The 24,883-nt window shown below is 36.0% G+C and carries 25 protein-coding genes and 1 riboswitch; of the genes, 17 read left to right on the top strand and 8 right to left on the bottom strand.

Annotated elements, in window-relative coordinates; all coding sequences use genetic code 11:
• Positions 1 to 69: 69 nt before the first annotated feature.
• Entirely contained in the window at positions 70 to 1,302 is a 1,233-nt protein-coding gene (locus tag PLANO_RS07965; protein ID WP_038703941.1) for a PucR family transcriptional regulator, read from the bottom strand.
• Between the two features lie 162 nt (positions 1,303 to 1,464).
• Complete coding sequence (locus tag PLANO_RS07960) at positions 1,465 to 2,151, bottom strand: GIY-YIG nuclease family protein (RefSeq protein ID WP_038703940.1); 687 nt, start codon at positions 2,149 to 2,151, stop codon at positions 1,465 to 1,467.
• Positions 2,152 to 2,340: 189 nt separating this feature from the next.
• Between PLANO_RS07960 and PLANO_RS07955 the strand changes: the two genes are divergently transcribed.
• The gene (locus PLANO_RS07955; RefSeq protein ID WP_038703939.1) at positions 2,341 to 2,832 is read left to right on the top strand and encodes a DUF1648 domain-containing protein; all 492 of its coding nucleotides are present in this window, start codon (positions 2,341 to 2,343) and stop codon (positions 2,830 to 2,832) included.
• A 559-nt stretch (positions 2,833 to 3,391) separates the two neighbouring features.
• Here PLANO_RS07955 and PLANO_RS07950 read toward each other — a convergent pair.
• Together PLANO_RS07950 and PLANO_RS07945 are read right to left on the bottom strand one after the other, a co-directional pair.
• Entirely contained in the window at positions 3,392 to 3,589 is a 198-nt protein-coding gene (locus PLANO_RS07950; protein WP_038703938.1) for a hypothetical protein, read from the bottom strand.
• A gap of 179 nt (positions 3,590 to 3,768) precedes the next feature.
• Entirely contained in the window at positions 3,769 to 4,458 is a 690-nt protein-coding gene (locus PLANO_RS07945; RefSeq protein ID WP_038703937.1) for a TetR/AcrR family transcriptional regulator, read from the bottom strand.
• 154 nt (positions 4,459 to 4,612) lie between these two features.
• Here PLANO_RS07945 and PLANO_RS07940 point away from each other — a divergent pair, with 154 nt between their 5' ends.
• The 7 genes from PLANO_RS07940 (at position 4,613) to guaC (ending at position 11,843) form a co-directional block, all read left to right on the top strand.
• Complete coding sequence (locus PLANO_RS07940; protein ID WP_038703936.1) at positions 4,613 to 5,344, top strand: SDR family oxidoreductase; 732 nt, start codon at positions 4,613 to 4,615, stop codon at positions 5,342 to 5,344.
• A gap of 23 nt (positions 5,345 to 5,367) precedes the next feature.
• On the top strand, positions 5,368 to 6,840 hold the full coding sequence (locus tag PLANO_RS07935) for an aldehyde dehydrogenase family protein (protein ID WP_038703935.1): 1,473 nt from the start codon (positions 5,368 to 5,370) through the stop codon (positions 6,838 to 6,840).
• A gap of 124 nt (positions 6,841 to 6,964) precedes the next feature.
• Positions 6,965 to 7,558 carry a class I SAM-dependent methyltransferase gene (locus PLANO_RS07930; RefSeq protein WP_038703934.1) on the top strand — a complete coding sequence of 198 codons (594 nt, stop codon included), beginning with the start codon at positions 6,965 to 6,967 and terminating at the stop codon, positions 7,556 to 7,558.
• Positions 7,559 to 7,785: 227 nt separating this feature from the next.
• Positions 7,786 to 8,352 (top strand): RNA polymerase sigma factor, encoded by a 567-nt coding sequence (locus PLANO_RS07925; protein ID WP_038703933.1) that lies wholly within the window; start codon positions 7,786 to 7,788, stop codon positions 8,350 to 8,352.
• Positions 8,345 to 9,064 carry an anti-sigma factor gene (locus PLANO_RS07920; protein ID WP_038703932.1) on the top strand — a complete coding sequence of 240 codons (720 nt, stop codon included), beginning with the start codon at positions 8,345 to 8,347 and terminating at the stop codon, positions 9,062 to 9,064. Before PLANO_RS07925 ends, PLANO_RS07920 begins: the two co-directional genes overlap by 8 nt.
• A gap of 167 nt (positions 9,065 to 9,231) precedes the next feature.
• Positions 9,232 to 10,740, top strand: a complete 1,509-nt coding sequence (locus PLANO_RS07915) for a gluzincin family metallopeptidase (RefSeq protein WP_038703931.1) — start codon at positions 9,232 to 9,234, stop codon at positions 10,738 to 10,740.
• Between the two features lie 119 nt (positions 10,741 to 10,859).
• On the top strand, positions 10,860 to 11,843 hold the full coding sequence (gene guaC / locus PLANO_RS07910) for a GMP reductase (protein WP_038703930.1): 984 nt from the start codon (positions 10,860 to 10,862) through the stop codon (positions 11,841 to 11,843).
• 14 nt (positions 11,844 to 11,857) lie between these two features.
• Here guaC and PLANO_RS07905 read toward each other — a convergent pair whose 3' ends face one another.
• Positions 11,858 to 12,415 carry a TVP38/TMEM64 family protein gene (locus PLANO_RS07905; protein WP_231554764.1) on the bottom strand — a complete coding sequence of 186 codons (558 nt, stop codon included), beginning with the start codon at positions 12,413 to 12,415 and terminating at the stop codon, positions 11,858 to 11,860.
• Positions 12,416 to 12,570: 155 nt separating this feature from the next.
• Here PLANO_RS07905 and PLANO_RS07900 point away from each other — a divergent pair, with 155 nt between their 5' ends.
• Together PLANO_RS07900 and PLANO_RS07895 are read left to right on the top strand one after the other, a co-directional pair.
• Complete coding sequence (locus PLANO_RS07900; protein ID WP_038703928.1) at positions 12,571 to 13,632, top strand: DmpA family aminopeptidase; 1,062 nt, start codon at positions 12,571 to 12,573, stop codon at positions 13,630 to 13,632.
• Positions 13,633 to 13,985: 353 nt separating this feature from the next.
• Positions 13,986 to 14,252 carry a hypothetical protein gene (locus tag PLANO_RS07895; RefSeq protein ID WP_038703927.1) on the top strand — a complete coding sequence of 89 codons (267 nt, stop codon included), beginning with the start codon at positions 13,986 to 13,988 and terminating at the stop codon, positions 14,250 to 14,252.
• Between the two features lie 45 nt (positions 14,253 to 14,297).
• Here PLANO_RS07895 and PLANO_RS07890 read toward each other — a convergent pair whose 3' ends face one another.
• Positions 14,298 to 15,959 (bottom strand): ABC transporter substrate-binding protein, encoded by a 1,662-nt coding sequence (locus PLANO_RS07890; RefSeq protein ID WP_038703926.1) that lies wholly within the window; start codon positions 15,957 to 15,959, stop codon positions 14,298 to 14,300.
• Between the two features lie 97 nt (positions 15,960 to 16,056).
• Between PLANO_RS07890 and PLANO_RS07885 the strand changes: the two genes are divergently transcribed.
• The 6 genes from PLANO_RS07885 to PLANO_RS07860 all read left to right on the top strand — a co-directional run bounded on the left by PLANO_RS07885 (position 16,057) and on the right by PLANO_RS07860 (position 22,095).
• Positions 16,057 to 17,307, top strand: a complete 1,251-nt coding sequence (locus PLANO_RS07885) for an MDR family MFS transporter (RefSeq protein ID WP_038703925.1) — start codon at positions 16,057 to 16,059, stop codon at positions 17,305 to 17,307.
• Between the two features lie 16 nt (positions 17,308 to 17,323).
• Positions 17,324 to 17,830: a GNAT family N-acetyltransferase gene (locus PLANO_RS07880; RefSeq protein ID WP_038703924.1), complete on the top strand. Its 507-nt coding sequence runs from the start codon at positions 17,324 to 17,326 to the stop codon at positions 17,828 to 17,830.
• A 138-nt stretch (positions 17,831 to 17,968) separates the two neighbouring features.
• Positions 17,969 to 19,084: a GGDEF domain-containing protein gene (locus PLANO_RS07875; RefSeq protein ID WP_038703923.1), complete on the top strand. Its 1,116-nt coding sequence runs from the start codon at positions 17,969 to 17,971 to the stop codon at positions 19,082 to 19,084.
• Between the two features lie 158 nt (positions 19,085 to 19,242).
• Entirely contained in the window at positions 19,243 to 20,196 is a 954-nt protein-coding gene (locus tag PLANO_RS07870; RefSeq protein WP_038703922.1) for an HNH endonuclease, read from the top strand.
• A 54-nt stretch (positions 20,197 to 20,250) separates the two neighbouring features.
• Positions 20,251 to 20,440, top strand: a riboswitch (cobalamin riboswitch).
• A gap of 165 nt (positions 20,441 to 20,605) precedes the next feature.
• The gene (locus PLANO_RS07865) at positions 20,606 to 21,151 is read left to right on the top strand and encodes a hypothetical protein (RefSeq protein WP_038703921.1); all 546 of its coding nucleotides are present in this window, start codon (positions 20,606 to 20,608) and stop codon (positions 21,149 to 21,151) included.
• Positions 21,148 to 22,095, top strand: a complete 948-nt coding sequence (locus PLANO_RS07860; protein ID WP_038703920.1) for an ABC transporter substrate-binding protein — start codon at positions 21,148 to 21,150, stop codon at positions 22,093 to 22,095. Before PLANO_RS07865 ends, PLANO_RS07860 begins: the two co-directional genes overlap by 4 nt.
• Positions 22,096 to 22,151: 56 nt before the next feature.
• Here PLANO_RS07860 and PLANO_RS07855 read toward each other — a convergent pair whose 3' ends face one another.
• Positions 22,152 to 22,907, bottom strand: a complete 756-nt coding sequence (locus tag PLANO_RS07855; protein WP_038703919.1) for an arylamine N-acetyltransferase family protein — start codon at positions 22,905 to 22,907, stop codon at positions 22,152 to 22,154.
• Between the two features lie 158 nt (positions 22,908 to 23,065).
• Here PLANO_RS07855 and PLANO_RS07850 point away from each other — a divergent pair, with 158 nt between their 5' ends.
• Entirely contained in the window at positions 23,066 to 24,064 is a 999-nt protein-coding gene (locus PLANO_RS07850) for a LacI family DNA-binding transcriptional regulator (RefSeq protein ID WP_038703918.1), read from the top strand.
• 77 nt (positions 24,065 to 24,141) lie between these two features.
• Here the strand turns inward: PLANO_RS07850 and PLANO_RS07845 are convergent, their stop codons facing one another.
• Positions 24,142 to 24,876, bottom strand: a complete 735-nt coding sequence (locus tag PLANO_RS07845; RefSeq protein WP_038703917.1) for a YqcI/YcgG family protein — start codon at positions 24,874 to 24,876, stop codon at positions 24,142 to 24,144.
• Positions 24,877 to 24,883: the final 7 nt, after the last annotated feature.

Genomic DNA, 24,883 nt, shown 5'->3' with positions numbered 1-24,883 from the left:
AAGCCTACTCTAGTACATTGGGTAGAATAAAAAATATAAGGCATTCCTTTTGTGAAATTTCACAAAAGGCTATTTATTGTTTAGTTTACGTGCTTTCAAACTTAGGTAAATCCCTATTTTTTCATGAGTATTGGTCAAATCAACATTGCCAATTTCAGCAATACGTTTTATTCTATAATGCAAAGTATTGGTATGAACGAATAACTTCTTTGCTGCAGCATTCATATTGCTATCTTGTTGAATAAAAACTTCAAGCGTCATTAGAAAATTAGAATTGTGCAGTTTGTCATAAGCTTCTATTTTGCTGATCGCCGGGTGTTCATTAGGCATTGCTTGTTGGAAAAGATCTAGAAATAAAAATGCGCCTAACTTACCGTAGTGAAATACATTTATTAGTTCTTCCGAAAAATTCTTTTTGAGCTCTAATACTTTTTGTGCTTCTTGGTAACTCTTTTTAGCTTTGCTAATATCGCGATACTCTGTACCTGAACTTCCTCTAACCCCTAATATTGAAAAGCGGTTGTCGATTTCAGAAGTAAAATAGGAAATAAATCCATCAAAAGCCGTATCATCTGATTGCGATGGGTGAGGTGAGGCGATTAAAATCAATTCATTATCCATCACTACGAGAAAATGATTGGTGATTTTCTGGCTTGTCGTAATTAAATAAGAAATTTGTTCTTCCATTTCTTGAGAAATATCTTGTTCAAAATAAAACACAAGAACGTTAAAAACAGGTGGAATTTTAAGTTGAAGTTCATTAATTTGTTCATGAATTTCTTCGCGGTTTTTAAATTGATCTGTCAAGAGTTGCCATAGAAAATCTTGATAATTTTCTTCTTTTCGCTTTCTATTTTGTTGGAGCTTAGCCATTAGCGGTGTGGCTACAATAGCGGCTTCTTTTAAAAGCTCTAGTTGAAAATCAGTTAATTTCTTGGATCCCTCAATTACCCATATATAACCTAAAATTTCTTTGTTTCTTCGGATAGCTATTGCCACACGATCACGAAGACCGATATCTTCAATATGTGGAATACGCACGGCGGCTTCTGATTGTATTAATTTTGGAATAATGCCTTTTTTCCATAGCCGATTAATTACATTTTCAGGTACCCGTTGTGATATGATGGTGCCTATTCTAGCAGGATCGGCGTCTGTTCCATGAGAACTATAAGCAGTCAAACGGTGATTCGTATCTTCAATTGTAGCAGGACGTTCTAAATGCTCTTGAATGCTGTCAACGAGTTCTTTTAAATCAGAAAATGGTTTTTTAAAAGGGTTTTTATGAGATCTATCTTCCATAAAGCAGCTCCTTAAAACGATCTGTACAGACTAAAATCGAATTTATGATATCTATAAATCAGTATAACGAAAAAAAGCTTCTTACTCTACGATGGTAGTAGTAAAAGTGAATCATGCGTACATTCAGATTTGTAAAAAAGCTGATAAACTACATCTTGAATTTTATTTCTTACATAATACACCACTTTCAACCAAATTATTTAACGCACTCTTGTTTTTGAATCGGAAATAGCCACTTAAGCGACTCAAGTCTTTTTGCGTCCAGTTTACATAAGCAACATTAAGTTCGTATTCTTGCTCAAGTTTAACAAACAAAGTTTTAGCAAATTCTATTTGCTTTAATGTTAACGGTTTATCTTCTGACTTTGCTTTGTTAGCAGTTAGTTGTTTTGTTACTTCTATAGGTGGACTTATGGTTTTTTGGATTTTATCTGTATATCGCCCATTTTTTATCCAAGAAACATCATCTCTAGTTAAGTTAAACCATTCTCCCTCAAGTCGTTTTCCTGAAAAATATTCATGAAAAGCGATTTCTGTTTGATGATGGTCAGCAGCTTTTATAAGGAAAATTAATTTGTTTTCAAATGGAAGTTTGACGTTAAAAACATTCATTCGTCTATCGATGTGTTTAGTTTTGCCGATTTTAAAGGAACCGGTCATGTATTCCTGCACAAAATAAACATATCCAGGTGCTTTTCCAGTAAGTGTAGGAAGTTGTATAATTTGATTTAATTCTTGAAGGTTTGGCTCGAATATAAAGATTGTTTCTTTATCTACTTTTTCAACTGAAGATTTAGTGGAATGTACCTTTGAGGATATGATAAATTTACTGAGAATTTTATTGAACATTGGAAGAACCTCCTTTAGGTGTTGCGAACACCTTTACTTCCATCTTATTATAGTACAAATCAAATGGAAGAAGAGGGTGGAAGTTCAAAAAATGTAAAATATCTTACTGACATGGATGAGTGTGGAAATTACGTGTTTTCTAATCCATTCATCTTTTGCAAATAGAAATTTTAGAGGAGGAACATACTAGTGAATAAAAAAACGGAAACTAACAATACATGCACATTTTCAGAAAGGTTTCTGGATGTGATCACATTATTGACTTTTATTTTTACAGTCTTATTTTTATTTATCCAGTGGAATACAATGCCTGAAAAAGTACCAATTCATTATAACGAGATGGGGAAAGTCGATCGCTTAGGCTTTAAAGCAGAACTATTTCTTTTGCCATTGATAGGAACAATCATATGGATAGGCATGTCAATACTTGAAAAATATCCACATCTCTATAATTATATGAATCTTACTGAGGAAAATAAAGAGCAACAGTATAAAAATGGAAGAATGATGGTAAATGTGTTGAAAAATGAGGTTGTCTTATTGTTTAGCTTTTTAATAGTACAAAGCGTGCATGTTGCTAATGGAACTTCAGAAGGATTGGGGGTAGCTTTTGACCCTGTATTGTTAATTGTAATGATGGGTACGATTGTTTTCTTCATTGTACGAATGTTGAGAGCATAAAGCTCTTTTAGCAATGAAGACATACAATCTAAATTTATTATCTAAAAATAAATTGATTATTCAAATAATAATTACATATTATAATAAAAATATGCTATTATTTTAGTTACAAGATACTTAATATAGTGTAACTTCCTAAAAAGTAAGCTAATTAAAGTTTTATAAATGCAAATCGCTGAAACTTAAATTTATGTGTTAAATAACCGGTATGATATTCGTGTAACGTTATGATCTTGCGAAATTTTGAAACGCTTAAGCTGTTTTTTTCAGAGATGTGATCTTGTATCAATTTATTCTAAATTTCTTTTTCTTTATTTTATTTGGTAATAGTTTGTTCACATTTACTTTGTATACTGAAGCTATAAAAGATTTTGGAGGATGATGAAGATGAGTGGAACCTTATGTTGTACAATCCAAAAAATCCAATCAGCTAGTCAAATTGTTGAAAATCTAAAAAAACAAGGCATTAACGCAGAGTTATGCAAGAAATCTAAAATTTTATAAAAGAGTTAAAAACCTCGCTGCCAATTAGGCAACGAGGTTTTTTATGAGAAACAACTTAATAACTTAATGCTTTTTCGTACATCCATCTTTTTAAATTGCCAATTGAGTTGAAAGAGATGGCTTCGCCTGTTTCTTTATGTTCCGCTTTAATAATGACGTCGAATTCATTTGGAGTAAACAACCAACCGTCCTCCATTAATGCACGCGCCATTTTCACAATCATGCTCGAGCCTCTAATTGAATCTAGATTCATATTGGCCATCTCCTTTTTAAGTAGTTATACTACATTATAATATTTTTGTCAGAATTATTGAACAATTATTTTATAGTAGTTTTAACTTTTTAATTCTATTCCCATATGCTAAATAATCCAAACTATAATACTTAAATTTAATGAAAACGTTGCTATAAGTTAAAAAGGTATAAAACTCTTCAATTAAGTGTACGCGAAGCAATATTCGTGTTTTTACCTAGTTGATTAATAATAACTCGCACAGCTTTTTCAATATGCGGATCTTTTCCAGGTTTTAACGTATTATGTGAGAAACTCCGGTGTTTCATCATTTCGTAATAACTATACATGCAATCTTCAAGCGATAAATCATTGTCGAATAAAAACGATGAATTTAAAATTTTATGCAAAGCAGCCTCATCTTGTTGGATAACTAGTGAGGGATTTAGTGGATTAAAGTCACCATCGCTAATTCCATTCTTATAAAATCTATGAAGTATTAATAGTCGTTCATCAGCCACTTGTATTTGACGCTTGTAGTATTCTGGGCATTCTGACTTTAATTCATTTAAATAAATTTCAGATGCATATACTGTGGAAAAAACGGCTTGTTCAAAGACGGCAGGGAGACGACGAATATACGGGTATCGAGGATTGTTTATAAATTGATTAGATCGTGTTAAATAATCTATATAAATTTCAATTACTTCTTGGATTAGGTCTTCTTTAGATGCGAAAAAATTATATAAAGATGCCCGACTAATGCCCATTAAATGTGCCAGATCTTGAATAGTCAATGAGATAAAACCTTCGGTACGAACAGTTTCCATAATTTTCTCAGCGTAAGAGCGGCGCATAATTTGTCGTTCTTCAGGTGAAATTTTCCGCATATAAACACCCCCATCTTGTGAAAATTATAACACAAGAAAAACAAGTAAAGATGTATAAATTCACTGATTTGTTTAAATTGATGCTTTCTATGGGTAAACAATTAAGATGTATCAAATACCTTCTATTTAATAGATGAAATGGAGTGAATCTTGCATGACAAAAACAGCAATTATTACTGGAGCTAGTAGCGGGATCGGCCAAGCAACTGCTAAAGAGTTAGCAGCAAGAGGTTACCATGTAATGCTAGCTGCAAGACGTGAAGAACGTTTAGTGGAACTAAAAAAAGAAATCGAAACTGCTGGAGGGTCAGCAGAGTATAAAGTAACTGATGTCACATCCCGAGAAGATATGAATTCATTAGTTGAAGCTGGATTAAAGAAAACAGGCACAATTGATGTTTTAGTAAACAATGCTGGACTAATGCCGTTATCGATGATGAATAAATTAAAAGTCGATGAGTGGGATCGTATGGTAGACGTTAATATTAAGGGTGTATTGTACGGAATCGCTGCAGCTTTACCGGTTATGGAAAGACAAAAACATGGTCATATATTAAATGTTTCTTCTGTAGCAGGTCACGGAGTAACAAAAGGAAGTGCTGTTTATAGCGGAACCAAATTTGCAGTCCGGGCTATCTCAGAAGGTTTGCGTCAAGAAATTAATCCTTCACATGAGATTCGTGTAACAATCGTTTCACCAGGAGCAGTTGAGACTGAGCTTGCAAGTACAATTACGGATGAAGATATTTTAACTGCATTTAGTGAAGGTCCACAGATGAAGATGCTGAAAGCGCAAGACATAGCAAACGCTATCGCTTATGCTGTCGAACAACCAACGCATGTAGACGTTAATGAAATATTAATTCGTCCTAGACAACAGCCGTAAAATAAAAGAATGGAGTCGATAAGATGAAAACCGATTATTCGAAGATATTTATAGATGGTGAATGGATTTTAGGGTCTAGCGACAGTCAGATGAAAAACACAAATCCATTTTCGGGTGAAGAACTAGTCACCACTCAAGCTGCTGATAAAACTGATTTAGATAAAGCTTATAAAGCTGCTGCAAAAGCCCAAGTGGCATGGTCTAAAGAATTGCCTCAAAAGAAACAGGAAGTTATGGAAAATGTATTGCAAGTCATGCTAGAAAACAAAGAGTTTATTATCGACTGGCTTGTAAAAGAAGCAGGGAGTACGGTGTTTAAAGCAACAGCTGAATTTGGAGTGTCGGTTAACATTCTAAAAGAAGCAACTACTTTCCCTTTCCGAATGGAAGGCAAAATTCTTCCTTCACGACAAGCTGGTAAAGAAAATCGTGTGTATCGCAATTCGATTGGTGTTATCGGGATCATTAGTCCGTGGAACTTTCCTTTTCATTTGGCGATTCGTTCGATTGCACCTGCGATCGCAACTGGGAATGCAGTTGTTATTAAACCGGCAACCGACACACCTGTGACAGGTGGATTGTTATTCGCCAGTATTTTTGAAGCAGCAGGATTGCCTAAAGGTTTATTAAACGTAGTAGTGGGTCGTGGCTCTGAAATTGGAGACGACATTGTTACACACCCGATTCCTCGTTTAATTTCTTTTACAGGTTCAACCCCTGTTGGGAAACATATCGGAGAGCTAGCTGGTGGTGCATTAAAGAAAACTGCGTTAGAGCTGGGTGGCAATAATAACTTTATCGTTTTGGATGATGCGAATGTCGATCAGGCTGTAGATTCTGCGTTGTTCGGTAAATTCTACCACCAAGGTCAAATTTGTATGTCTATCAATCGTATATTTGTACATCGTAAATTGTACGAAGAATTCGCAGAACAATTTATTACTCGCGCTGGAAAACTAAAGTTTGGCAATCCTACTGAAGAAGGTACGCAAGTCGGTCCATTGATCAACCGTGATCAAGTAGATCGAATCCTTAAAGACATCGATGCAAGTGTCGAACAAGGTGCAAGAATACGTCTTGGAGGCAAGGCTGATGGGAACGTTTTAGAACCTACTGTGTTAACAGGTGTAACAAACGATATGCCTCTTGCTGAAAACGAAATTTTTGGACCTGTCGCAATATTAATTCCATTTGATAACGATGAAGAAGTAATTGAAATGGCAAATGCTTACCCATTTGGCTTAAGTGGCGCTGTACATTCAACGAATATTGAGCGCGGCACTAATATAGCGCATCAAATTCATACAGGTATGATTCACGTTAACGATCAACCAGTAAATGATGAGGCGCATATGCCATTTGGTGGCGAAAAAGATTCTGGTTTAGGTCGCTTTAATGGAGAATGGGTATTAGAAGAATTTACGACTTTGAAATGGTTATCTGTTCAACATGGACAGAGCGAATATGGTCCATTTGTTAACGACACAAAAAAATAAGACGATATTAAACCGGCAACTTCAGTTTTGAGGTTGCCGGTTTTTTGGGAAAAATTTTGTGTAGCAGGTAATAGTAATAGGAATGACATGATTAAAAATTTTATACAAACTAGGAGGTAAAAGTATGTCTAAAGTATTTCCTGCACTGTATGATATAGCGATGAAACCGTTTGAGAAGACACGATTTGAAAAAATACGGGCAAACCTTGTTCGAAAAGCGCAAGGGCATGTTTTAGAGATTGGTTTTGGCACAGGAGCGAACTTTCGTTATTACCGTGACGTTAAAAGAGTAGATGCGATTGAACCGAATCCAGAAATGAGTAAACATGCCGAAAAGCGAATTAAAAATGCGCAAGTGCCAATTTTTACATACAAAGCTATAGCAGAAGAACTTCCGTTTGAAGATAATCGTTTCGAGACTGTAATTGCTACCTTGGTTTTTTGTACAATTCCTTACCCGATAAAAGCTCTTGAGGAAATTCAGCGAACTAGTAAATCGGGGGCGAGAGTATTATTGTTCGAGCACGTTAAGGTAGACCGGGAAGCTATAGGAAAAGCACAAGAAGTTTTAACACCGGTTTGGAAAAAACTTTGTGATGGTTGTCATCTAGACCGGGATACGCTTGAACTCGTAAAGCGTTCAGGTCTAGTAATAGAAAGAGTGACCTCCTATCACGGGGGACTTTTCTTAACTATCGAATGCCGAAATTTTAAATAATAGAATAGAAATAAAGTGTGGAAGTAGTGAAGAGCAGATTTATTTTTCGAGAATAGTGAACTAAATAGGCGTTTTATACGTAGTGTTAGTAAGAAAGAAAGTATTAGAATCAGAACTTGAGGTTTCTTTATATCCACTCATATCGTCATAGTAAGAAGAAAAGATTTTCCTGTAGCGGGAAGTATAGTAAGGTAGTAATACGAAATAAGTAAAAAAGGAGACAGGGGATGGAAAACAGTACCGATGCAAGCTTGTATTTGCGTATCAATGAACAAGATAAAGATGCACTTGAACAGTTATACGACCGCTATGAAAAAATCCTTTTTTCCTTTCTTTATAAAATGCTCGAAGATCGAGGATTGGCTGAAGAGGCGTTGCAAGAGGTATTTATCAAGATTTGGCGTGGTAAAGGGGTATATAACGAAAGCAAAGGCAAGTTTTCTTCATGGCTTTTCAGGATGGCGCAAAATACCGCCATTGATTTGATACGAAAAAGAAAAAAACCTACTGTTCCGATTGAAGAGGCCAGTCAAATGGTTAGCAATGACCAACCAGTTGCAGAACAAGCAGAATGGCAGGAAGAAAAAACACAAATTCAATTGGCTGTTCAGCACTTATCAAAAGAGCAACAAAAAATGATTGATTTGTTTTATTTCAAAGGGCATACACATGAAACAATTGCTGAAATGTGCAATATACCATTGGGGACAGTTAAGAGCCGAATACGATTAGCTTTAAAGAAATTAAAAACATCACTGCATGGGATGCAGGAAAGGGGGGCTTACGATGACTAATATAGATTGTGATTACTTAGTAGACTATTTAAATGGAACATTAACAGAACTAGAAAAACAGCAGTTTGAAGATCATTTAACTACATGTACGGAATGCCAGGAAATAGCAGAAGCAACTGGTCAGCTCCCTTATCTTGTAGATCCGGTAGAACCGCCAATAGATATGAAAGCACGCATCCTGTCTACTGTTTTCGATGAGACAGCAGAGCAGAAAGATCAGCCAAAAGCATTAAAACCAGCTATGTCTCCAATACCAATTCATAAAAATAGACGTAAAGATAGTGTTTGGAAACCGCTTATTGCCGCTGTCTTGTTGATGTCATTATTAGGGAATGGTTATGCCTTTTACCAGCTATCAGACAAAGAAGCGGGAACTGAAACTGCGATTCAATCTATCGAACTCCAACCGAACGAAGCATTTACAGGAACTGCGACAGCAGCAATGATCGAAGGAGAAAGCTCTTTGAATTTAGTCGTTCAAGCAGACCAGTTAACTGAATTACAAGCCAGTCAAGTTTACCAGGTATGGCTGATCAAAGATGGCAATGTGATACCAGCAGGTGCATTTTCACCTAATCCAAACGGAGAAGGCGCAAGTTATTATCAACTTGATGCCACTGCAAACGACTGGGATACCATTGCAATTACACTTGAACCTAATACAGGAAATACTTCACCTCAAGGTGAAATAGTATTAAGTTCAGAAATTTAACTGACCGCAAATGCGGTCAGTTTTTTTATGCATTCATTTACAGTTTTAAAATTAGTAAAGTAAGACTATTTATCTATTTTGATAACTGTTAATATATAGAAAAGCTTAAAGGCTTATCAAGCTTGTGTACATAATATGCTTTTATAGAAAATTTATTGGAGGCAGCAATGGGAATCTTGATTAAACAATTTATTTTACTAATTGTCTGTTCGTGGCTGGCGTTCTTTCTCGTATTTAACCAAGGGTTGCTTGGAGGGCTGTTAATTTCAGGAGTATTTCTTATCATTTGTACAGCTCTTTTTATCGCCAGCATTATTGGTGTGGTAAAGGGTAAAGTGGAACTCCTAAAACTCAATACTGTTTTAGGAGCGGCTGGCTTAATGACATTTTCTATCTTGCTTGGCATTATGGTAACATCTATTGCCCTAATTAATTCATTTGCAGTTTATACAACGGGAGATGAAAGTCAAAGTTCCGAAAAGAAAATTAGAGTGTTTGCTTCACGAATATTTGATGTACCTTCTCAAGCGGCTCTTTTGAAAACTGAGAAAAACGGAATTACTTATTTTTATGCTGAAAATAACAAAAATGAGATTGATAAAATGGATGAATTGCTGCAATTAGAGCGAGAAAAGTTTAATTCGACTTTCGGTACAAATGATGAGGGCGGATTAACGATTGAGTTTCACGAAGATTATAGATCACTCGAATCAGGATACGGTTCGGAAGAAGTTGCTGGGTATTACGATTTAAGCAACAAAAGAATTCACTTAGTTCCAACAGATGAAAATTGGGAGCTAATCCTTGTGCACGAATATTCTCATTACCAAAGTCATCTTTTTTCTGATCAGTATGTATTGTCAATTACAAGAATTCCTTCATGGTTCGAAGAAGGAATTGCTGATTATTTCGCCGGGGAATCGAGCATGTGGTATGACTTAGAAAATGTGGAGACCATTGCTTTTCACGACCTTGATAGTCAAGATGATTATGACAACGCTGCAACAGACTCATACGATCCATATGCTCAAAGTTTTTTAGCAGTAGAGTCTATTGTTGATGCCTATGGAGAAGCGATAATTCCTGATTTACTGGAGTCTCAGTCGATAGGTGGATTTTACAAAAAGTTAGAAAAGCTCATTGGAATGGACATAGAGGAATACGAGCAAATTTTTCTTGAGAAAATGTTGACAGATCAACAACAAGTAGCAGCTATGTTTGATCTTGGCTATCAGCAATTAGAGTCAAAAAATTACGAAGAGGCTAAATTAGTAGCTGAAAACATACAGGAATCTGGAGACATTTACGACATAGATGCAGCCATTTGGTTACAAGTCGATATCATGCTTGCTCAAGAAAAATACGAAGCTGCAGCAGCGTTATTAAGTCAAAAGATTGATCAAGGTCAAGAGGAATTTCAAGCAGAAGATTTATTGTTACTAGCGGAAATATACCTTTTTATTGATCCACAGCTGTCACTCGAAGCAGCAAAAAGAGCAGAAAAAAGTGATTTTTATTTTTATGAAGAAGATTTAATATCCGTTTACCAACAAATTAATTCCGAAAATAAACTAGTAGGATACAAACGATTAGTAGAAGAAGAGTTGCTTTATAATCCGTATGTGGCAAACCAATTAATAGAAAAACTTAAAAACGACTTCCCAAATGAGTTTTAGATGAAAAAACTTATATTAACTTAAGTCTTTGACATCATTCCTAAAATCAAGTACATTATCATATGGGCGAACGTTCAGGTGCTATTTAATTATATTATTCGGTTATAGGGGTGTTATTAATGGAAAATGTATTTGATTACGAAGATATTCAACTAGTTCCTGCAAAGGCAGTAGTAAATAGCCGTTCAGAATGTGATACATCAATTGAATTTGGTGGTCGTACTTTTAAATTGCCAGTTGTTCCTGCTAATATGCAGACAATAGTAGATGAAAAGCTTGCGGGCTATTTAGCAAAAAATAATTACTTTTATATTATGCACCGATTTGAACCGGGAAAAAGAATTGCTTTCACGAAGGATATGCAACAACGTGGACTATATGCATCGATTAGCGTTGGTGTGAAAGCAGAAGAATACGAGTTTATTCAACAGTTAGCAGATGAAAAGATTACGCCTGAATATATTACAATTGATGTGGCTCACGGGCATTCAAATGCTGTAATCAATATGATTCAACATATTAAGAAATTAGTTCCCGATAGCTTTTTAATTGCAGGAAATGTAGGTACGCCTGAAGCTGTACGTGAGCTTGAACATGCTGGAGCGGACGCGACAAAAGTAGGTATTGGACCAGGGAAAGTTTGTATTACAAAAATTAAAACAGGATTTGGTACTGGAGGCTGGCAATTGGCAGCACTTCGTTGGTGTGCAAAAGCTGCAAGCAAGCCGATTATTGCAGACGGCGGTATTCGTACGCATGGTGATATCGCAAAGTCCGTACGTTTTGGAGCTTCGATGGTTATGATTGGTTCATTATTTGCCGGTCACGAAGAATCTCCTGGCCAAACGATTGAACAAGATGGCAAGTTATTAAAAGAGTATTTTGGATCGGCTTCAGAGTTCCAAAAAGGTGAAAAGAAAAACGTTGAAGGCAAAAAAATGTATGTAGAGTACAAAGGGTCACTAAAAGATACGCTTGTCGAAATGGAACAAGATCTTCAATCTGCTATTTCATATGCGGGTGGAGATCAATTGCTAGCGATCCGAAATGTAGACTATGTGATTGTTAAAAACTCAATTTTTAATGGTGATAAAGTATATTAATAAACAAAAACTCTTCAATCAAATGATTGAAGAGTTTTTTTCTGCTTTATTGATTTTCTCCATAGAACTAGTGAAACTATTAGCACGCTACAAAATAAAACAGATTGTACGCTTTTAGGAGCTAGTTGCGTAACACCATAAACAGCGGCTAATTCTAAAAGTACAGCCGGAATTTTGCCAATCGTACTAGCAAGCCAAAACAACTTTCCGCTGATTGGGGTTAACGCTGCTCCAGCTGTAACAAGTCCAGAAGGCATGAATGGAAGAAGGCGGAGTATAATGACCATGCTGAACACTTGTCTTGTAGATTGTTTTTGAAGTTTCTGCCAGATACGGTGACGTTTCCAATTGGGCTTAATCTTGGAAAACCCAAAACGATAAAGATAAAAACCGAGTAAAGCGCCAATTATTTCACCAGAAAATGTTAAAATCGCACCACCGTAAAGACCGAATGATTGTATATTAACAGCAGTTATTAAAACACTTGGAATAAATCCGATAGCGCCAACTGCTATATTGATCAATAGCAAAAAAAAGATTTCGATTCCGAAATATAAACTTACGATAAGCATAGCCTCCATATTTGTTATCTTACTTGATTTTACCATGAAGATTTAACTAACAGGAAAATAGACAGTATATGCAAAAAACGCTATATCTAACGCATTGCTAGTTGTATGATAATGAAGAGATTGTTTGTATAAAAAAGAGATCGAGGAGTGGGGATTTGAAAAATCAGAAGCGAATTCGAGATTACGGTGTAAAAATTGGTACATTGAAGACAGGGAAGAGAAATGCCATAACAGATGTAACAGGTGTAACAGTAGGGCACGTGACGTTAAGTGAAGGCAATATGCAAACAGGTGTCACTGCAATAAAGCCTCATCAAAGTGATGTATTTCATGAAAAATTAATTGCTTCGAGTCATGTTATAAACGGTTTTGGTAAAACAATGGGTACCATTCAATTGGCTGAACTGGGTGTTCTCGAAACACCCATCGTGTTAACAAATACGTTAAATGTCGGAACAGCTGCTAATGCCATTATTGATTATATGCTTGAAAACAATGAGGATATTGGAAGTACAACTGGTACCGTTAATCCGGTTGTTGGAGAATGCAATGACATGATTTTAAATGATGTACGAGGCCGCTTTGTTAAAGAAGAACATGTACGACGTGCACTTGATACAACTAGTGAAGAATTTGAAGAAGGAGCTATTGGTGCGGGTAGAGGCATGCTATGTTATTCACTTAAAGGCGGAATAGGGTCGGCTTCACGTATAGTAGAATTAACCGATGCAAGCTATACTATAGGTGTATTAGTGCTATCAAACTTTGGCATGCTAAGTGATTTAACTATTCAGGGAAAAGTGATTGGGAAAGAATTAAAAAAACAAATCTTGCAATCACTCGAAGAACAAGATAAAGGCTCAATCATGATCATTGTAGCTACCGATTTACCTGTTTCAGAGCGTCAACTCAATCGCATATTGAAACGATCTGTCACTGGACTTTCACGAACAGGTTCCATCATCACTAATGGAAGTGGGGAAATTGTAATCGGTTTCTCAACTGCCAATAAAATTCCACACTACAAACCGGAAAAATCTTTAGCAATTAAAACCATACACGAACAAGATATAGATGAGGCATTTAGAGCCGTTGGAGAAGCTACGGAAGAAGCAGTTTTAAATTCGTTAATAACAGCTGAAGCTGTCGTGGGTCGAGATGGGAATAGTAGACCAGCCTTAAAAGATTTGCTAGAAAAATTTGATTTAACACTATAGAGCCCTTTGAGGGTTCTTTTTTATGAATCAACTTTCATATTTACGAATAAAAGTGTAGATTTCCTTTAAATTTACGTTAAAAATATTAAATTAGTAAATTTATGTTTACAAAGTGTAGAAATGAATGTAGTCTAATAGTGATAGGAGTTTACTAAAACTCCGTTTAAAAAGGAAGTTATATAGGTTTAAAGACTTTATTCATATTGTACATAAAACTATAGATTTTTTATTTTTTGAATATAGAAACAATATTTCATTAAAAATGGATTTAGAATTTGCTGTTTCAAAAGCTAAGAGATTTTCAACTGTCGATGCCATGGCAATAAGAATGAACAGGTAAAGGTGGTGTTCTTATGAATGAGAAATGCTTCTCGTGCATTTCAGCAAGTATTTGTCTTCTGACTTTGCTCCCGTTAACTTTAGCGGCTATTCATTGGTTCCAAGGACCCCTTGAATTTTTGTTAAATGTTCATCCACAATTGCCAAGCTTATTAAGTGTTGTCGGTTTAGTTTCAGCGCTAATCGGTATTAAAGGTGATTTAAAATTGAACCTTGTGCTGTTCAACTTTCTTAGCTTAAGTCTGTATCTTATTTTAACAATCAATTTAAACGTACTTTAAAAAACAAGGCCATTACGCAATATGCGTAATGGCCTTGTTTTTTTATTAAGTTTGACTAAATGGACGAACCCATAATTTAGAGAAATCCACGAAGCCAAAATGACTAAGAGTAAGATCCATCACATCAATAGAAAATGGAATGTGACGCTTTTCATAATAAAGGGGTAGCATAATGGATGAAGCGATTAAGTCTTGTTCAACCTTTAGGTTTAATGCTGTCCAGTCTTCAAAAGGAGTAGTGGCGTATTGCTCTAAGTAATTATTGAATAGTGGCTGAGACTTCATGATGGTAGCTAAAGGCGAATTTCCATTGGCAAGAAAGTAAAAAAATGAAAAATTTTGATTCATCTCGAATACCTCACCATGCACAAAAAGATCAGCTTTTTGATCAGCGTTTACGTCTGTTAACTTTTCTTTGAAAGACATCCATTGTATCTCAATAGGAATTCCTTCACTTTCTAGTGATTCTTTCAGCCAACGCGTTGCGCCGTCTGTATAGTTTGCAGCTTTGATGATTAAAGGATGTTCAAAGTTTGGACGGTTAGAAGGAGGTAACACAAATGGATGTTGCTCCTGTCCAATCAAGCAACTTTTATGATTGGCTATCGCACGGGTATGGAACTGGCCTATCTTATGACGGTGTTTCGCAATCGCGTAGTGAATATAGTCACGAATTTCTTTGTTTCTAATGGGTGAATTTTTAAACGCATTAATAATCACGACACCAAATCCTGAATCACTTTCAACTTGAAAAGTCTCTTCTGTCAACTCACAAGAAGAACGATAAGCAACATCGAAGTCGCCTGATACCTGTATAAATTCAACCACATCAATCAAAGGACGTTGTTGAAAATAATTACTAAATGCGTGTAAAGTCGTTTTTTGTTCATTGTTTTCTGACACATAAAAGCTGCCTGAACCAATTGTTTGTTGAGATGTTTCTTTATATATGCTGGCATTGATCATGCCAAGCATTTGTAAACAATAGCTGCAACCATTTGGAAAAGAAATATCAATTATATGGGGGCCACTGGTTGAAATTGACTCAATGGGTTTCCATAGATCGGCATAAGAAGAGTCGTTTCGTAATCGATCTAAACAGTTAGCGACATCTATTGCTGTTAAATAAGAACCATCGTGAAAAAAAATTTCCTTTCTCAAATACAAGCGAACATGATTTTTAGTTAAATCCCAACTATGCGCAAGTTCTGGCGTTACAGAACCACTTTCGTCTACAGTTACGAGACGGCTATATACATTTGCGACCATATTAGCGCTATGAATATCTGAAGCGTATAACGGATGAAGTGTTAATATAGGATATTTTCTTGGAATGATAAGTTTATCGATTTGATCTACTCTATTTTGAACATAACCAAAATTAGAGCGAAGTAGATGTAATAGACGCTGCTTAACTACCGGAGACCAGTCAAATAATAAATACTTACTAGCAGTTTCTATAGATTTCTCTTTAATTAATTGAACCATTTGTTGTTCATAAAGTTCTTCCACATGCATATGCCATTGAATATAAGAAGAGTTACCTCTTCCACGTCCAGCAGTAAAGGTGAACCATCCTTCTTCTGCCCATTTCCGAAGAAGGCGTGCTGTTTGTTTGCTACTTAGTCCGAGTTGATCAGCTAATTGGGCTTGTTTAATATTTCCAGAAGGGACAGCATGCCACAAGGCTAAAAGAGTACGTTCCATAATACCTCCTCCTAAAAGTGGACATATTTTTAAAAATTGTCTATTTTTAGTTTTTATTGTCTAGTTTAATATACATAAGACAAAGGGGGCTGACAAGATGAAATGGAAAGACTATCCACAAAATATTAAAGTTCGTTTGATCACTTCATTTTTTAATCGGGCAGTCGCATCAGCTGTTATGCCATTCATGGCTCTTTTCTTTGCACAGGAAATGAGTAAAGTGTGGGCAGGATCATTTTTGATCATTACTGTATTTATTGGCTTTTTTGTTAATATGATCGGGGGGTATATTTCAGATCGCTTTCCTAGAAAAATAGTGTTAGTGATGACATCTTCACTGAGTGCAATTATGTTTTTACTAATGGCAGTGAGTCTGTTTCCGACAGATAGATGGATTGGCTTGTTTGCACTGGCATATGTCTTATTTATTGTTACAAGTAGCATAGGGCGTCCAGCGATGCATGCAATCATTATCGATTCAACGACACCAGAAAATCGCAAAGCAATTTATGCAGTTGATTACTGGCTTGTTAACTTATCAATGGCGATTGGTGCTGCACTCGGAGGATTATTGTATTTAAATCATCAAATCGAATTATTTATCATGTTAACTGTGACTTCTGCTTGCTTGCCAATTGCTTATCACATTTGGCTAAAAGTTGAACAAGTTCAAACCTTGAAAAAACGACACCAAAACGTAGTGATCGATTTAATGCAAAACTACAAAGTTGCATTTCAAGATCGTCCTTTTGTTAAAGTAGTGATTGGTTCTATGTTTATTTTCTCAGCAGAATTCTCGTTGAATAGTTATATAGGTGTTCGACTGGCTGAAAGCTTTGAGACATTTATGATAGGTGATTTTGCAGTTGCGGGTGTTCGCATGTTAAGTTTGTTGAATATCCAAAACATGTTGCTCGTCGTTTTTTTGACATTTATAGTAAACAAATACACAGATCGTTATGCTAAGCGGCACGTATTGTTAGCAGGTCTTTTTCTATACAGCATAGGCTATGTCACAATCACTTCAGCGAATAGTTGGTATTTATTAATACTGTTTAATTTTATTGGAACAATTGGTGAATTGGTTTATTCACCTGTTCGTAATGCAGAAATCGCTAACATGATTCCAGAAGATAAAAGAGGTTCGTATTCCGCTTTTTCTAATATTTCATTTAGCGGTGCAGATATGTTAGCACGATTAACTATTATTATTGGTGCATTTCTTATTCCAACCATGATGTCTGTCTATATGGGCGTATTGTTGATGATTGGTACATTACTTGTTTATACAGGTTTGTTTGTTAGAAAATCTAAAAAAGAGCAAGTCAGAACAGAAGCCATATCATAATGTAAGGAGAAAAGTCATGATTATTAGAAAAGCAATTCCAACGGATGCGGAGCGACTGATCGTTCTAATGAAACATGTAGAAGAGTCGAAGCATATGTTATATGAACCAGGCGAACGACAAACGACAAGTGAACAACTTGAAAAACGCCTCACTAGTTCAAGCGAAGAGACAGTCGTATTTGTAGCGGAAGAACAAACTGACTTAATAGGTTATTTATTCGCTATAGGAGATACGGTAAAACGAAAACAGCATTCGGTTTACCTCGTGATAGGCGTTCATCAGCACTGTAGGGCCAAAGGAACGGGAACTCAGTTATTGCGGGCAGTGGAGACCTGGGCGATTGACAAAATGCTTCATCGCATTGAATTGACCGTACTAGAGAAAAATACAGCAGCTATTGCTTTGTATAAAAAAATGGGCTTTATCGTAGAAGGAGTCAAACGTGATTCAATTTGCATGGACGGAGAATATGCTAACGAATTATACATGGCTAAACTATTGAAACATGCCTCAATCCAATAACCCTCTCTAGCTATTCACGAAAGTGATGGCCAAAGAGGTTTTTTTAAGTAGATTCTTGTATAATATTGTGTTTTATCTATATTTTTTGACATATAAATTGTAAAATGTTATTAGTATAGATTTTTAGGAGTTGTTTGAATGGGGACGATGCTTTTTTTCTTTCTCGAGAATATGGCATTAATTATTGCATTATTGTATTTAGCATTAAAAACAAAGGAATTATTATTCCCTGAATTGACTGAATCAAAGCGACTGATGTTATTAATTGTTGCATTTACTAGCTTTTTGACATTTTCAGTTATGTACAAACCTTATTTTTATATGGGTATGAGGCTTGATTTGCGAGAAGTAGCACTTTATTTTATTTCTTATGTAGGCGGCTGGAAACTAGGGATATTATCTGCAATTTTCCCATCTATTTATCGCCTATCTCTTGGTGGTCCAACAGTGATAATCGGAATTTTGCAGTCAATTGTTTTACCAGTCTTAGTGGGAAGTTTATTTCGCAACAAGCTAAAAACGAACAAGTTTTTTGCAGTACTTGATATTAAACGAATGATGATAGGTCTCTTAGTCTTTGAGGTAGTGAAATCTATCTTTATGTTTGTTTCTACGCCGGCACCGCTATCTATTATATTGTTAATGTCTGCATTCGCTGCTATAGCTGTACTCGTAATGGGCTTAATGTCAAATGGCGAAATTCATCATATCTTGTTACGAAAAGAACTGGAGATTAACTCTAATCAAGATCCACTGACACAGCTGCCCAATATGCGTTTTTTCAGAGCAGAAATTCAAAAGTTGATTTCTAAAGATGTTCCACTGGCTATTATTATGTTAGATGTTGACTCTTTTAAAACCTATAACGATACACATGGTCATCAAAAAGGGGATACTGTCTTACGCTCAATTGGTCAATTGATGAAAGACAATATTCGTCCAAATGACTATGTAGCACGTTATGGTGGAGAGGAATTTATACTATGTATTACTCAGCCATTTGGTGAGGACATAACCTTAGAAATAGCAGATAAAGTTCGCTCAGCTATCGAAAAATATCCATTTGATGGACAACAATTACAACCAAAAGGGAATTTGACGGTTTCCTTGGGAGTTAGCTTAAGCTCAGCGGATAAAACCTTAGACCAACTTATTGGTGAAGCAGATAAGGCGTTGTTCCAATCCAAGCGGAGCGGTAGAAATCAAGTTACGATTTTTGATGAAGTAACGCAAATAGAAGCGATCGAAGCATAAAAACAGCCACTGATTCAAGTGGTTGTTTTTTTTGACTAAAGATTTGAGAAAGCATAAGTTTAATATTTAGGTTAAAATAGAAAGTGTAAACTACTATAGCATAATAGATTTTACTACATATAAAGTAAATAAAGTATGACCATTATTAGGAGGCAGTTATGAATAGTTTTATCGTTATGCAAGGAGAGACTTATCATGCTGAACAGAATGCCGGTGTGCTTTGGACACCTCAGGTAGATAAGTCCGGGATGGTTCCACATTCATGGAATCGAATGCAAGAAGTGAAAAAAGGCGATCTTGTCTTTCATTATGTTAAAGGATTTGTCGTTGCCATTAGTCGCGTACGTGAGGATTGTATAAAAGGGGCTAAACTAAAAAAACTCGAAGATCAATCTAGAGGCTATGAAGAGGCGTTCATAGCTTACACGGTTTACCGAGAATTAGAAAATCCATTACCGATTAAAGCGTTCTTTAAAGAAATCGAACCTTTATTGCCGGTAAAATATTCAGCGTTCCAAGAAGATGCTGGTGGAAACTCGGGTTATTTATATCCATGTAACGAAGAATTGGCAATAAAGTTTTTAGAATTGATTAGTTCGTTAAACATTTTTACGGTAGAAGTAGAACAATTGGAATTATCGATGGAAGTGATTAAAAAAACTGAGTACAATCCGTTACTCAGCTTAATCGCGGAAGCCGAACTTGAAATTAAAACAAAGATGCGTAGAGGCAAACAGCAATTCAGAGAAAGTTTATTGCCACTTTGGAATGGAGAGTGTCCGCTTTGTGGAATAGCAATTAGTGATGTATTGCGAGCAACGCATGCTAAACCATGGAAAGACAGCTCTGATGTCGAACGACTAGACCCCTATAATGGGGTAGTGCTTTGCGCCAACCATAGCGCATTGTATTCTGCCGGACATATTGCTTTTACCGGTGGAGGACGACTTCATATCTCTAAGAAGATTCCAGAAGATCAGTTTCCAATCTACCGCTTAAGAAAAGGGATGAAAATATCGGTATCTCCCGAACACGCTACCTATTTCAGGTGGCATAAACGAATTGTTTTTGCAGAACCGAGGAAGATAAAATTGTTGATAGATCAGGAATAAATGATTTCCTGTATGTCTTTTGTCTTATGAAATATGATACACTGAAAGCAAGTGAATAATCATGCAGAAAAAAGGTGCTGCTTCGTCAGCATAACAGGGAACTCGGTTAAATTCCGAGGCTGTTTCCGCAACTGTAAGTGCGTATGAAATAAGAAAATGCCACTGTTTAGGTTAACTAAATGGGAAGGTTCTTAAAGTAAAACAACGCACAAGCCAGGAGACCTACCTTTTTTTGAACGTATTTTTACTCTTCGGAAGATAAGAGGATCATACGGCAACGTTTCTATTTTTGACTGATAAAATATGTCTTTAAATAGCTATGCCGCCGTCCTCTTTTGAGGGCGGCTTTTTGTTGTTTTCGAGAGCGTTCAATGCAGCGATTTTCACCAAACAAAAGTGAGGTGAAGAGATGAAAAAAGACATGAGGTATCTTTGCTATCCATTTATGCGTGAAGCCGCGTCTACAGTAGATTTTGAAATTAGAACGGATTCCTTGACCACACGTATTGGAGAAGCACTATCCTTAACTAAAGACATAACTGTAGTACAGCGAGATTTACAAATACTTCAACCGAAAGTCTATCATTTAAATGGCTCTGTACGTGGCAAAATAGCCATCCAAGAAGATGATTTAAACCAACTAAGTAATATGTATGATTATTATGTAAACTGCACAAAAGATAAAATCGGCAATTTTGTTTTACCTCAAGGTACTCATGCCGCGTGTGTGTTGCATGTTTGTCGAAGTGAAGCCAAAAAGTCAGTACGTGCGTTACACATAGTGAGTTTAGAACGAGATGTACCGGAAATTTTGTTCAATTATACTCACCTTTTAGCTAATGTCCTTTTTACAATGGCCGTATATATTAATCAATATCAAGGTATTGAAGAAATACCTTTTGTTAGTAAATCTTATCCAACAAGACCTAAAAAGAAAGAAGTGGCCAATAAATGATGAAAATTTCATTATTCAAGTATTTAACGATTGGAACAATTGCTTTAACGCTAGGAGCTTGTCAATCTGATGTAACGGAAGAAGTAGAAACAGATTCGGCAACCGAAGTTGAAAAACAAACAAGTTATACTGTTATCGATGATTTAGACAATGAATTAACGTTCGAAACAGTACCAGAAACAGTTGTATCTTTAATCCCAAGTAATACCGAAATTTTATATGAAATCGGAGCAGGCGAAAAAGTAATTGGAGCGACTGATTACGATAATTATCCAGCAGAAGCGGCTGAAGTTGAGCGCGTTTCGGACTCTGTTGTCTTTAATGCGGAACGTATTATTGAATTAGAACCGGATGTGGTAATTGGGTACTCGACAGGTGCACCTACTGGATACGAAGAATTAGAAACTGCAGGAATAGCTGTCTTTGTTATCGAATCTGCTCAATCTTTTGAAGATGTGTATGGTGATATTGAACAAATCTCTACCGTTATGGGTCTAGAGGACAAAGGGGAAGAGTTAAATCGCTCGATTCAGCAACAAATTGAAGAAGTGCAAAATAAAGTAGAAGCAGTTGACGAGAAAAAACAATTGTATTTCGAAATTAGTCCTTCTCCAGAACTTTACACAACAGGTCAAAAAACCTTCCAACAAGAAATTTTGAATCACGCGAATGTGGAAAATCTTTTTGGTGACCTTGAAGGATGGCCAAAAATTTCGGAAGAGGAAGTAATCAAGCGCAACCCGAAAACCATTACTACGACCGTATCTTATACAGAAGATCCAATTGAAGAAATAAAAGCACGAGAAGGTTGGGGGGATATTGATGCGATCAAAAACGATCAAGTCTTTTACCTAGATTCAGATATTACCTCACGTCCTGGACCAAGAATTGGGGAAGCCGTTGAACTAGTCGCTAAAACAGTTTATCCAGAAGTGTTCAAATAACCCTAAAAAATCCACGCTTTAGAAGCGTGGATTTTTTTAATCTAAAATAATATATACTAATTTAACGATTCTGGATAAATACCAAATGCTGTTTTGAGGACAAGTTGCTTTTCCTCAGCAGTTAAATCCTTCTTTAATTTCTTATCTCTATCGGATTGAATGAATTGAGTACCAGACAACGTAATTCTTCCTCTTGGAGTGGCAATTGTTACTAAGTCATCGTGTGTAAAAGTAGAGCTTTTCGACACTTGATTATAAACACAGCCTTCGTGAAAATCGATAAGTTGTTTTTCTGTAGTAGAAAATCGATATAACGTTCTTTCATTGTCATCAATGTTACGCAGTAGATCATAAAACCCGTCTCCACGAGATTCAATATGATATGTCCCACTATGATCTGTATGTGGTCTCTCACTTAGTGAAACTGGATACAGAGTTGAGTCACCAAACCCCACGTCCACTAAATATGTCTCGTTAAGGTCTACAATAATTGCAGCATGCGTATCAGCTTTTGCCCATGTACCATCGGGTTTCTGAACGGTAGCTGCTACTAATTTTGCATTATAACCAAGCTCGGTCAAAAGCCAATGAAATAAACCATTTAATTCATAACAATATCCACCACGGTGGCGATTAACGACTTTTTTATATATACTTTCTAAATTCAAGTAAATCGGTGTCCGGCGAATAACATCCAAATTTTCAAAAGGAATATGTTGCATATGAAGAGATTGTAGTTCAGCGAGTGTATCAATGTTAATATCTACGTTCAGTTTCGTGTAAAATCGACTTAAGTACTTATTTTTATTCATGAATAAAAAAACTCCTTCAAAATGAATATAACCATACTCATTTATTTTATGAATATTTATTGTGCATGAAATGAATGGCTGTGATATAGTTGACGAATGAATAACTTTACTCAAATATATGTAGTAACAAAAATTAATAAGAAAGTAGGTTGGTAAGAATGGTTTCTACTACAGATGTAGCGAAATATGCAGGAGTCTCACAAACTACAGTTTCACGTGTTTTGAATAAACCTGACCAGGTTAAAAGAGCAACTTACGAAAGAGTTATGAATGCTGTGAATGAATTAGGTTATTCAGCAGAGGCATTCGAACAAATAGCGGTTCCTATGGTAAAAACAAAAACGATTACCTTAATTGTGAGTGCAATAGATGATGCGATATATGTAAATGCGATTCCTGCAATTACTCGCACTGCGCAAGAACAAGGCTATCAAGTAACGATTCATTTTATTACTAGATCTCGTGAACTTGAAACTTATGAAACTGTGCTGTCAAGCAAACCAGATGGCATCATTATAATTTCTACTTTACTTGATAAAGTAGCCCATGAGAAATTAATTGATTCAACTATTCCGTTTGTTGCATTAAATTCAAGTGGTATAACAAGCCAACATTCTATTGGACTGAACGATATCGAAGCGGGTTATTTGGCTACTACGCACTTAATTAATGCTAGTCATTTAGAAATTGCTTGGATAGGTGGTACGTTAAGCAGCCCATCTACGAAAGATCGCTTTATTGGATTTGTACAAGCCTTACAAGAAGCTAATTATAAAATCCGCAAAAAAAGATTAGTGGTAACAAACTTAGATAAGTTTTCTTTATTTGAAGCATTTGAAAACCTGCAAGCCTTGAAGAAAAAACCCACCGCAATTGTAGCGGCTACAGATGAAATAGCTTTACAATTTATGGATTTTTACAAGGAAGCAGGTTATCAAATCCCGGATGACATCAGCATCGTTGGGATTGGGAATTCAGAAATGGCACAACATTCAGCGCTTGCTTTGACGTCAGTTGGGACATCTGATAGTTTGGCAAATTTAGGTCAAGAGGCTATCAAGCGATTATTTGATTTGGTTATTTACAATCAGCAGGAATCATTTCATGTAAATCGAGATGTCGAGCTATTTGAGAGAGCTACAGTGCGTGCTTTGTAAGTATGAGAGTGTCTATTCTTAGCAAAAGAGCCTTACCGTTAATACCGGTAAGGCTCTTTTGTGTTTAAGGTAAAATATTATTTCATCTCTTTATGGGTAAAAGGACATTTTCCTTTGATTGGTTCGCTATCGTCTCCAATAAAAAACTGTTTCCATTCGTTGTGATCAGGGTCACCAAAATGGCTTATATCGGGGTGAGTCGGTAAGTGATCCCACGCTTCTACTCGCTGACGGACTTTTTCACGTGACATAACGCCTCCTTTTTCAGTGCCTTTCAACCCTTCAAAAATACGACGAGGCTGAAAACCTAGAACCATGGCGTTTCCAAGGTCACGCGTTTTGCGCTGTTTATAAGCAGGGGTATTGCCAAAGACAAAGATTGGTTCGCCTTTAAAGGTAAAATCCCATAAATAATGATCTGGGTCACGCGGTGCGTCTACTGGCCATTCTGAATCATCTTCATCATGCAAAAATTGTAGGATATCCCAAAACTGTTTTCGGTAGGCGTCGAGTGCAACTTCTTTTTCAAACGGTTCTACAAAAACAAATAAACCATGACGTTTATGTTTTGGGTCGTTAAACATAGTTAAGAACGACTCAACAGCCGCTGGTAAATTGCTCCAATCATCTTGAGTAATATAAGCATATCGCAATTCACCTTTTAACTCGCCATTCATTCCAAAATAACAAGGAAAGGTTTTATCAGTTACGATTTCATGAAAGGTTTTGTATTCAGCTAACAGCCATTCAGGCAAGTCTGTCCGTAATGTAAAATCGTCTTTTGTTAATAAAGCCGAGTTTTTTGTCAACATAGTAAAA

This window comes from Planococcus sp. PAMC 21323 (genome assembly GCF_000785555.1).
In the GTDB taxonomy this organism is placed as follows: domain Bacteria; phylum Bacillota; class Bacilli; order Bacillales_A; family Planococcaceae; genus Planococcus.
Note: the sequence above shows the minus strand (reverse complement) of the source record. Positions and strands in the feature narration are given on the sequence as shown.

What these genes read in the sequence shown, in the direction of transcription:
- PLANO_RS07965 (WP_038703941.1), bottom strand. Translation starts at nt 1,302, where the DNA reads ATGGAAGATAGATCTCATAAAAACCCTTTTAAAAAACCATTTTCTGAT.
- PLANO_RS07960 (WP_038703940.1), bottom strand. Translation starts at nt 2,151, where the DNA reads ATGTTCAATAAAATTCTCAGTAAATTTATCATATCCTCAAAGGTACAT.
- PLANO_RS07950 (WP_038703938.1), bottom strand. Translation starts at nt 3,589, where the DNA reads ATGAATCTAGATTCAATTAGAGGCTCGAGCATGATTGTGAAAATGGCG.
- PLANO_RS07945 (WP_038703937.1), bottom strand. Translation starts at nt 4,458, where the DNA reads ATGCGGAAAATTTCACCTGAAGAACGACAAATTATGCGCCGCTCTTAC.
- PLANO_RS07940 (WP_038703936.1), top strand. Translation starts at nt 4,613, where the DNA reads ATGACAAAAACAGCAATTATTACTGGAGCTAGTAGCGGGATCGGCCAA.
- PLANO_RS07935 (WP_038703935.1), top strand. Translation starts at nt 5,368, where the DNA reads ATGAAAACCGATTATTCGAAGATATTTATAGATGGTGAATGGATTTTA.
- PLANO_RS07930 (WP_038703934.1), top strand. Translation starts at nt 6,965, where the DNA reads ATGTCTAAAGTATTTCCTGCACTGTATGATATAGCGATGAAACCGTTT.
- PLANO_RS07925 (WP_038703933.1), top strand. Translation starts at nt 7,786, where the DNA reads ATGGAAAACAGTACCGATGCAAGCTTGTATTTGCGTATCAATGAACAA.
- PLANO_RS07920 (WP_038703932.1), top strand. Translation starts at nt 8,345, where the DNA reads ATGACTAATATAGATTGTGATTACTTAGTAGACTATTTAAATGGAACA.
- PLANO_RS07915 (WP_038703931.1), top strand. Translation starts at nt 9,232, where the DNA reads ATGGGAATCTTGATTAAACAATTTATTTTACTAATTGTCTGTTCGTGG.
- guaC (WP_038703930.1), top strand. Translation starts at nt 10,860, where the DNA reads ATGGAAAATGTATTTGATTACGAAGATATTCAACTAGTTCCTGCAAAG.
- PLANO_RS07905 (WP_231554764.1), bottom strand. Translation starts at nt 12,415, where the DNA reads ATGCTTATCGTAAGTTTATATTTCGGAATCGAAATCTTTTTTTTGCTA.
- PLANO_RS07895 (WP_038703927.1), top strand. Translation starts at nt 13,986, where the DNA reads ATGAATGAGAAATGCTTCTCGTGCATTTCAGCAAGTATTTGTCTTCTG.
- PLANO_RS07890 (WP_038703926.1), bottom strand. Translation starts at nt 15,959, where the DNA reads ATGGAACGTACTCTTTTAGCCTTGTGGCATGCTGTCCCTTCTGGAAAT.
- PLANO_RS07885 (WP_038703925.1), top strand. Translation starts at nt 16,057, where the DNA reads ATGAAATGGAAAGACTATCCACAAAATATTAAAGTTCGTTTGATCACT.
- PLANO_RS07880 (WP_038703924.1), top strand. Translation starts at nt 17,324, where the DNA reads ATGATTATTAGAAAAGCAATTCCAACGGATGCGGAGCGACTGATCGTT.
- PLANO_RS07875 (WP_038703923.1), top strand. Translation starts at nt 17,969, where the DNA reads ATGGGGACGATGCTTTTTTTCTTTCTCGAGAATATGGCATTAATTATT.
- PLANO_RS07870 (WP_038703922.1), top strand. Translation starts at nt 19,243, where the DNA reads ATGAATAGTTTTATCGTTATGCAAGGAGAGACTTATCATGCTGAACAG.
- PLANO_RS07865 (WP_038703921.1), top strand. Translation starts at nt 20,606, where the DNA reads ATGAAAAAAGACATGAGGTATCTTTGCTATCCATTTATGCGTGAAGCC.
- PLANO_RS07860 (WP_038703920.1), top strand. Translation starts at nt 21,148, where the DNA reads ATGATGAAAATTTCATTATTCAAGTATTTAACGATTGGAACAATTGCT.
- PLANO_RS07855 (WP_038703919.1), bottom strand. Translation starts at nt 22,907, where the DNA reads ATGAATAAAAATAAGTACTTAAGTCGATTTTACACGAAACTGAACGTA.
- PLANO_RS07850 (WP_038703918.1), top strand. Translation starts at nt 23,066, where the DNA reads ATGGTTTCTACTACAGATGTAGCGAAATATGCAGGAGTCTCACAAACT.
- PLANO_RS07845 (WP_038703917.1), bottom strand. Translation starts at nt 24,876, where the DNA reads ATGTTGACAAAAAACTCGGCTTTATTAACAAAAGACGATTTTACATTA.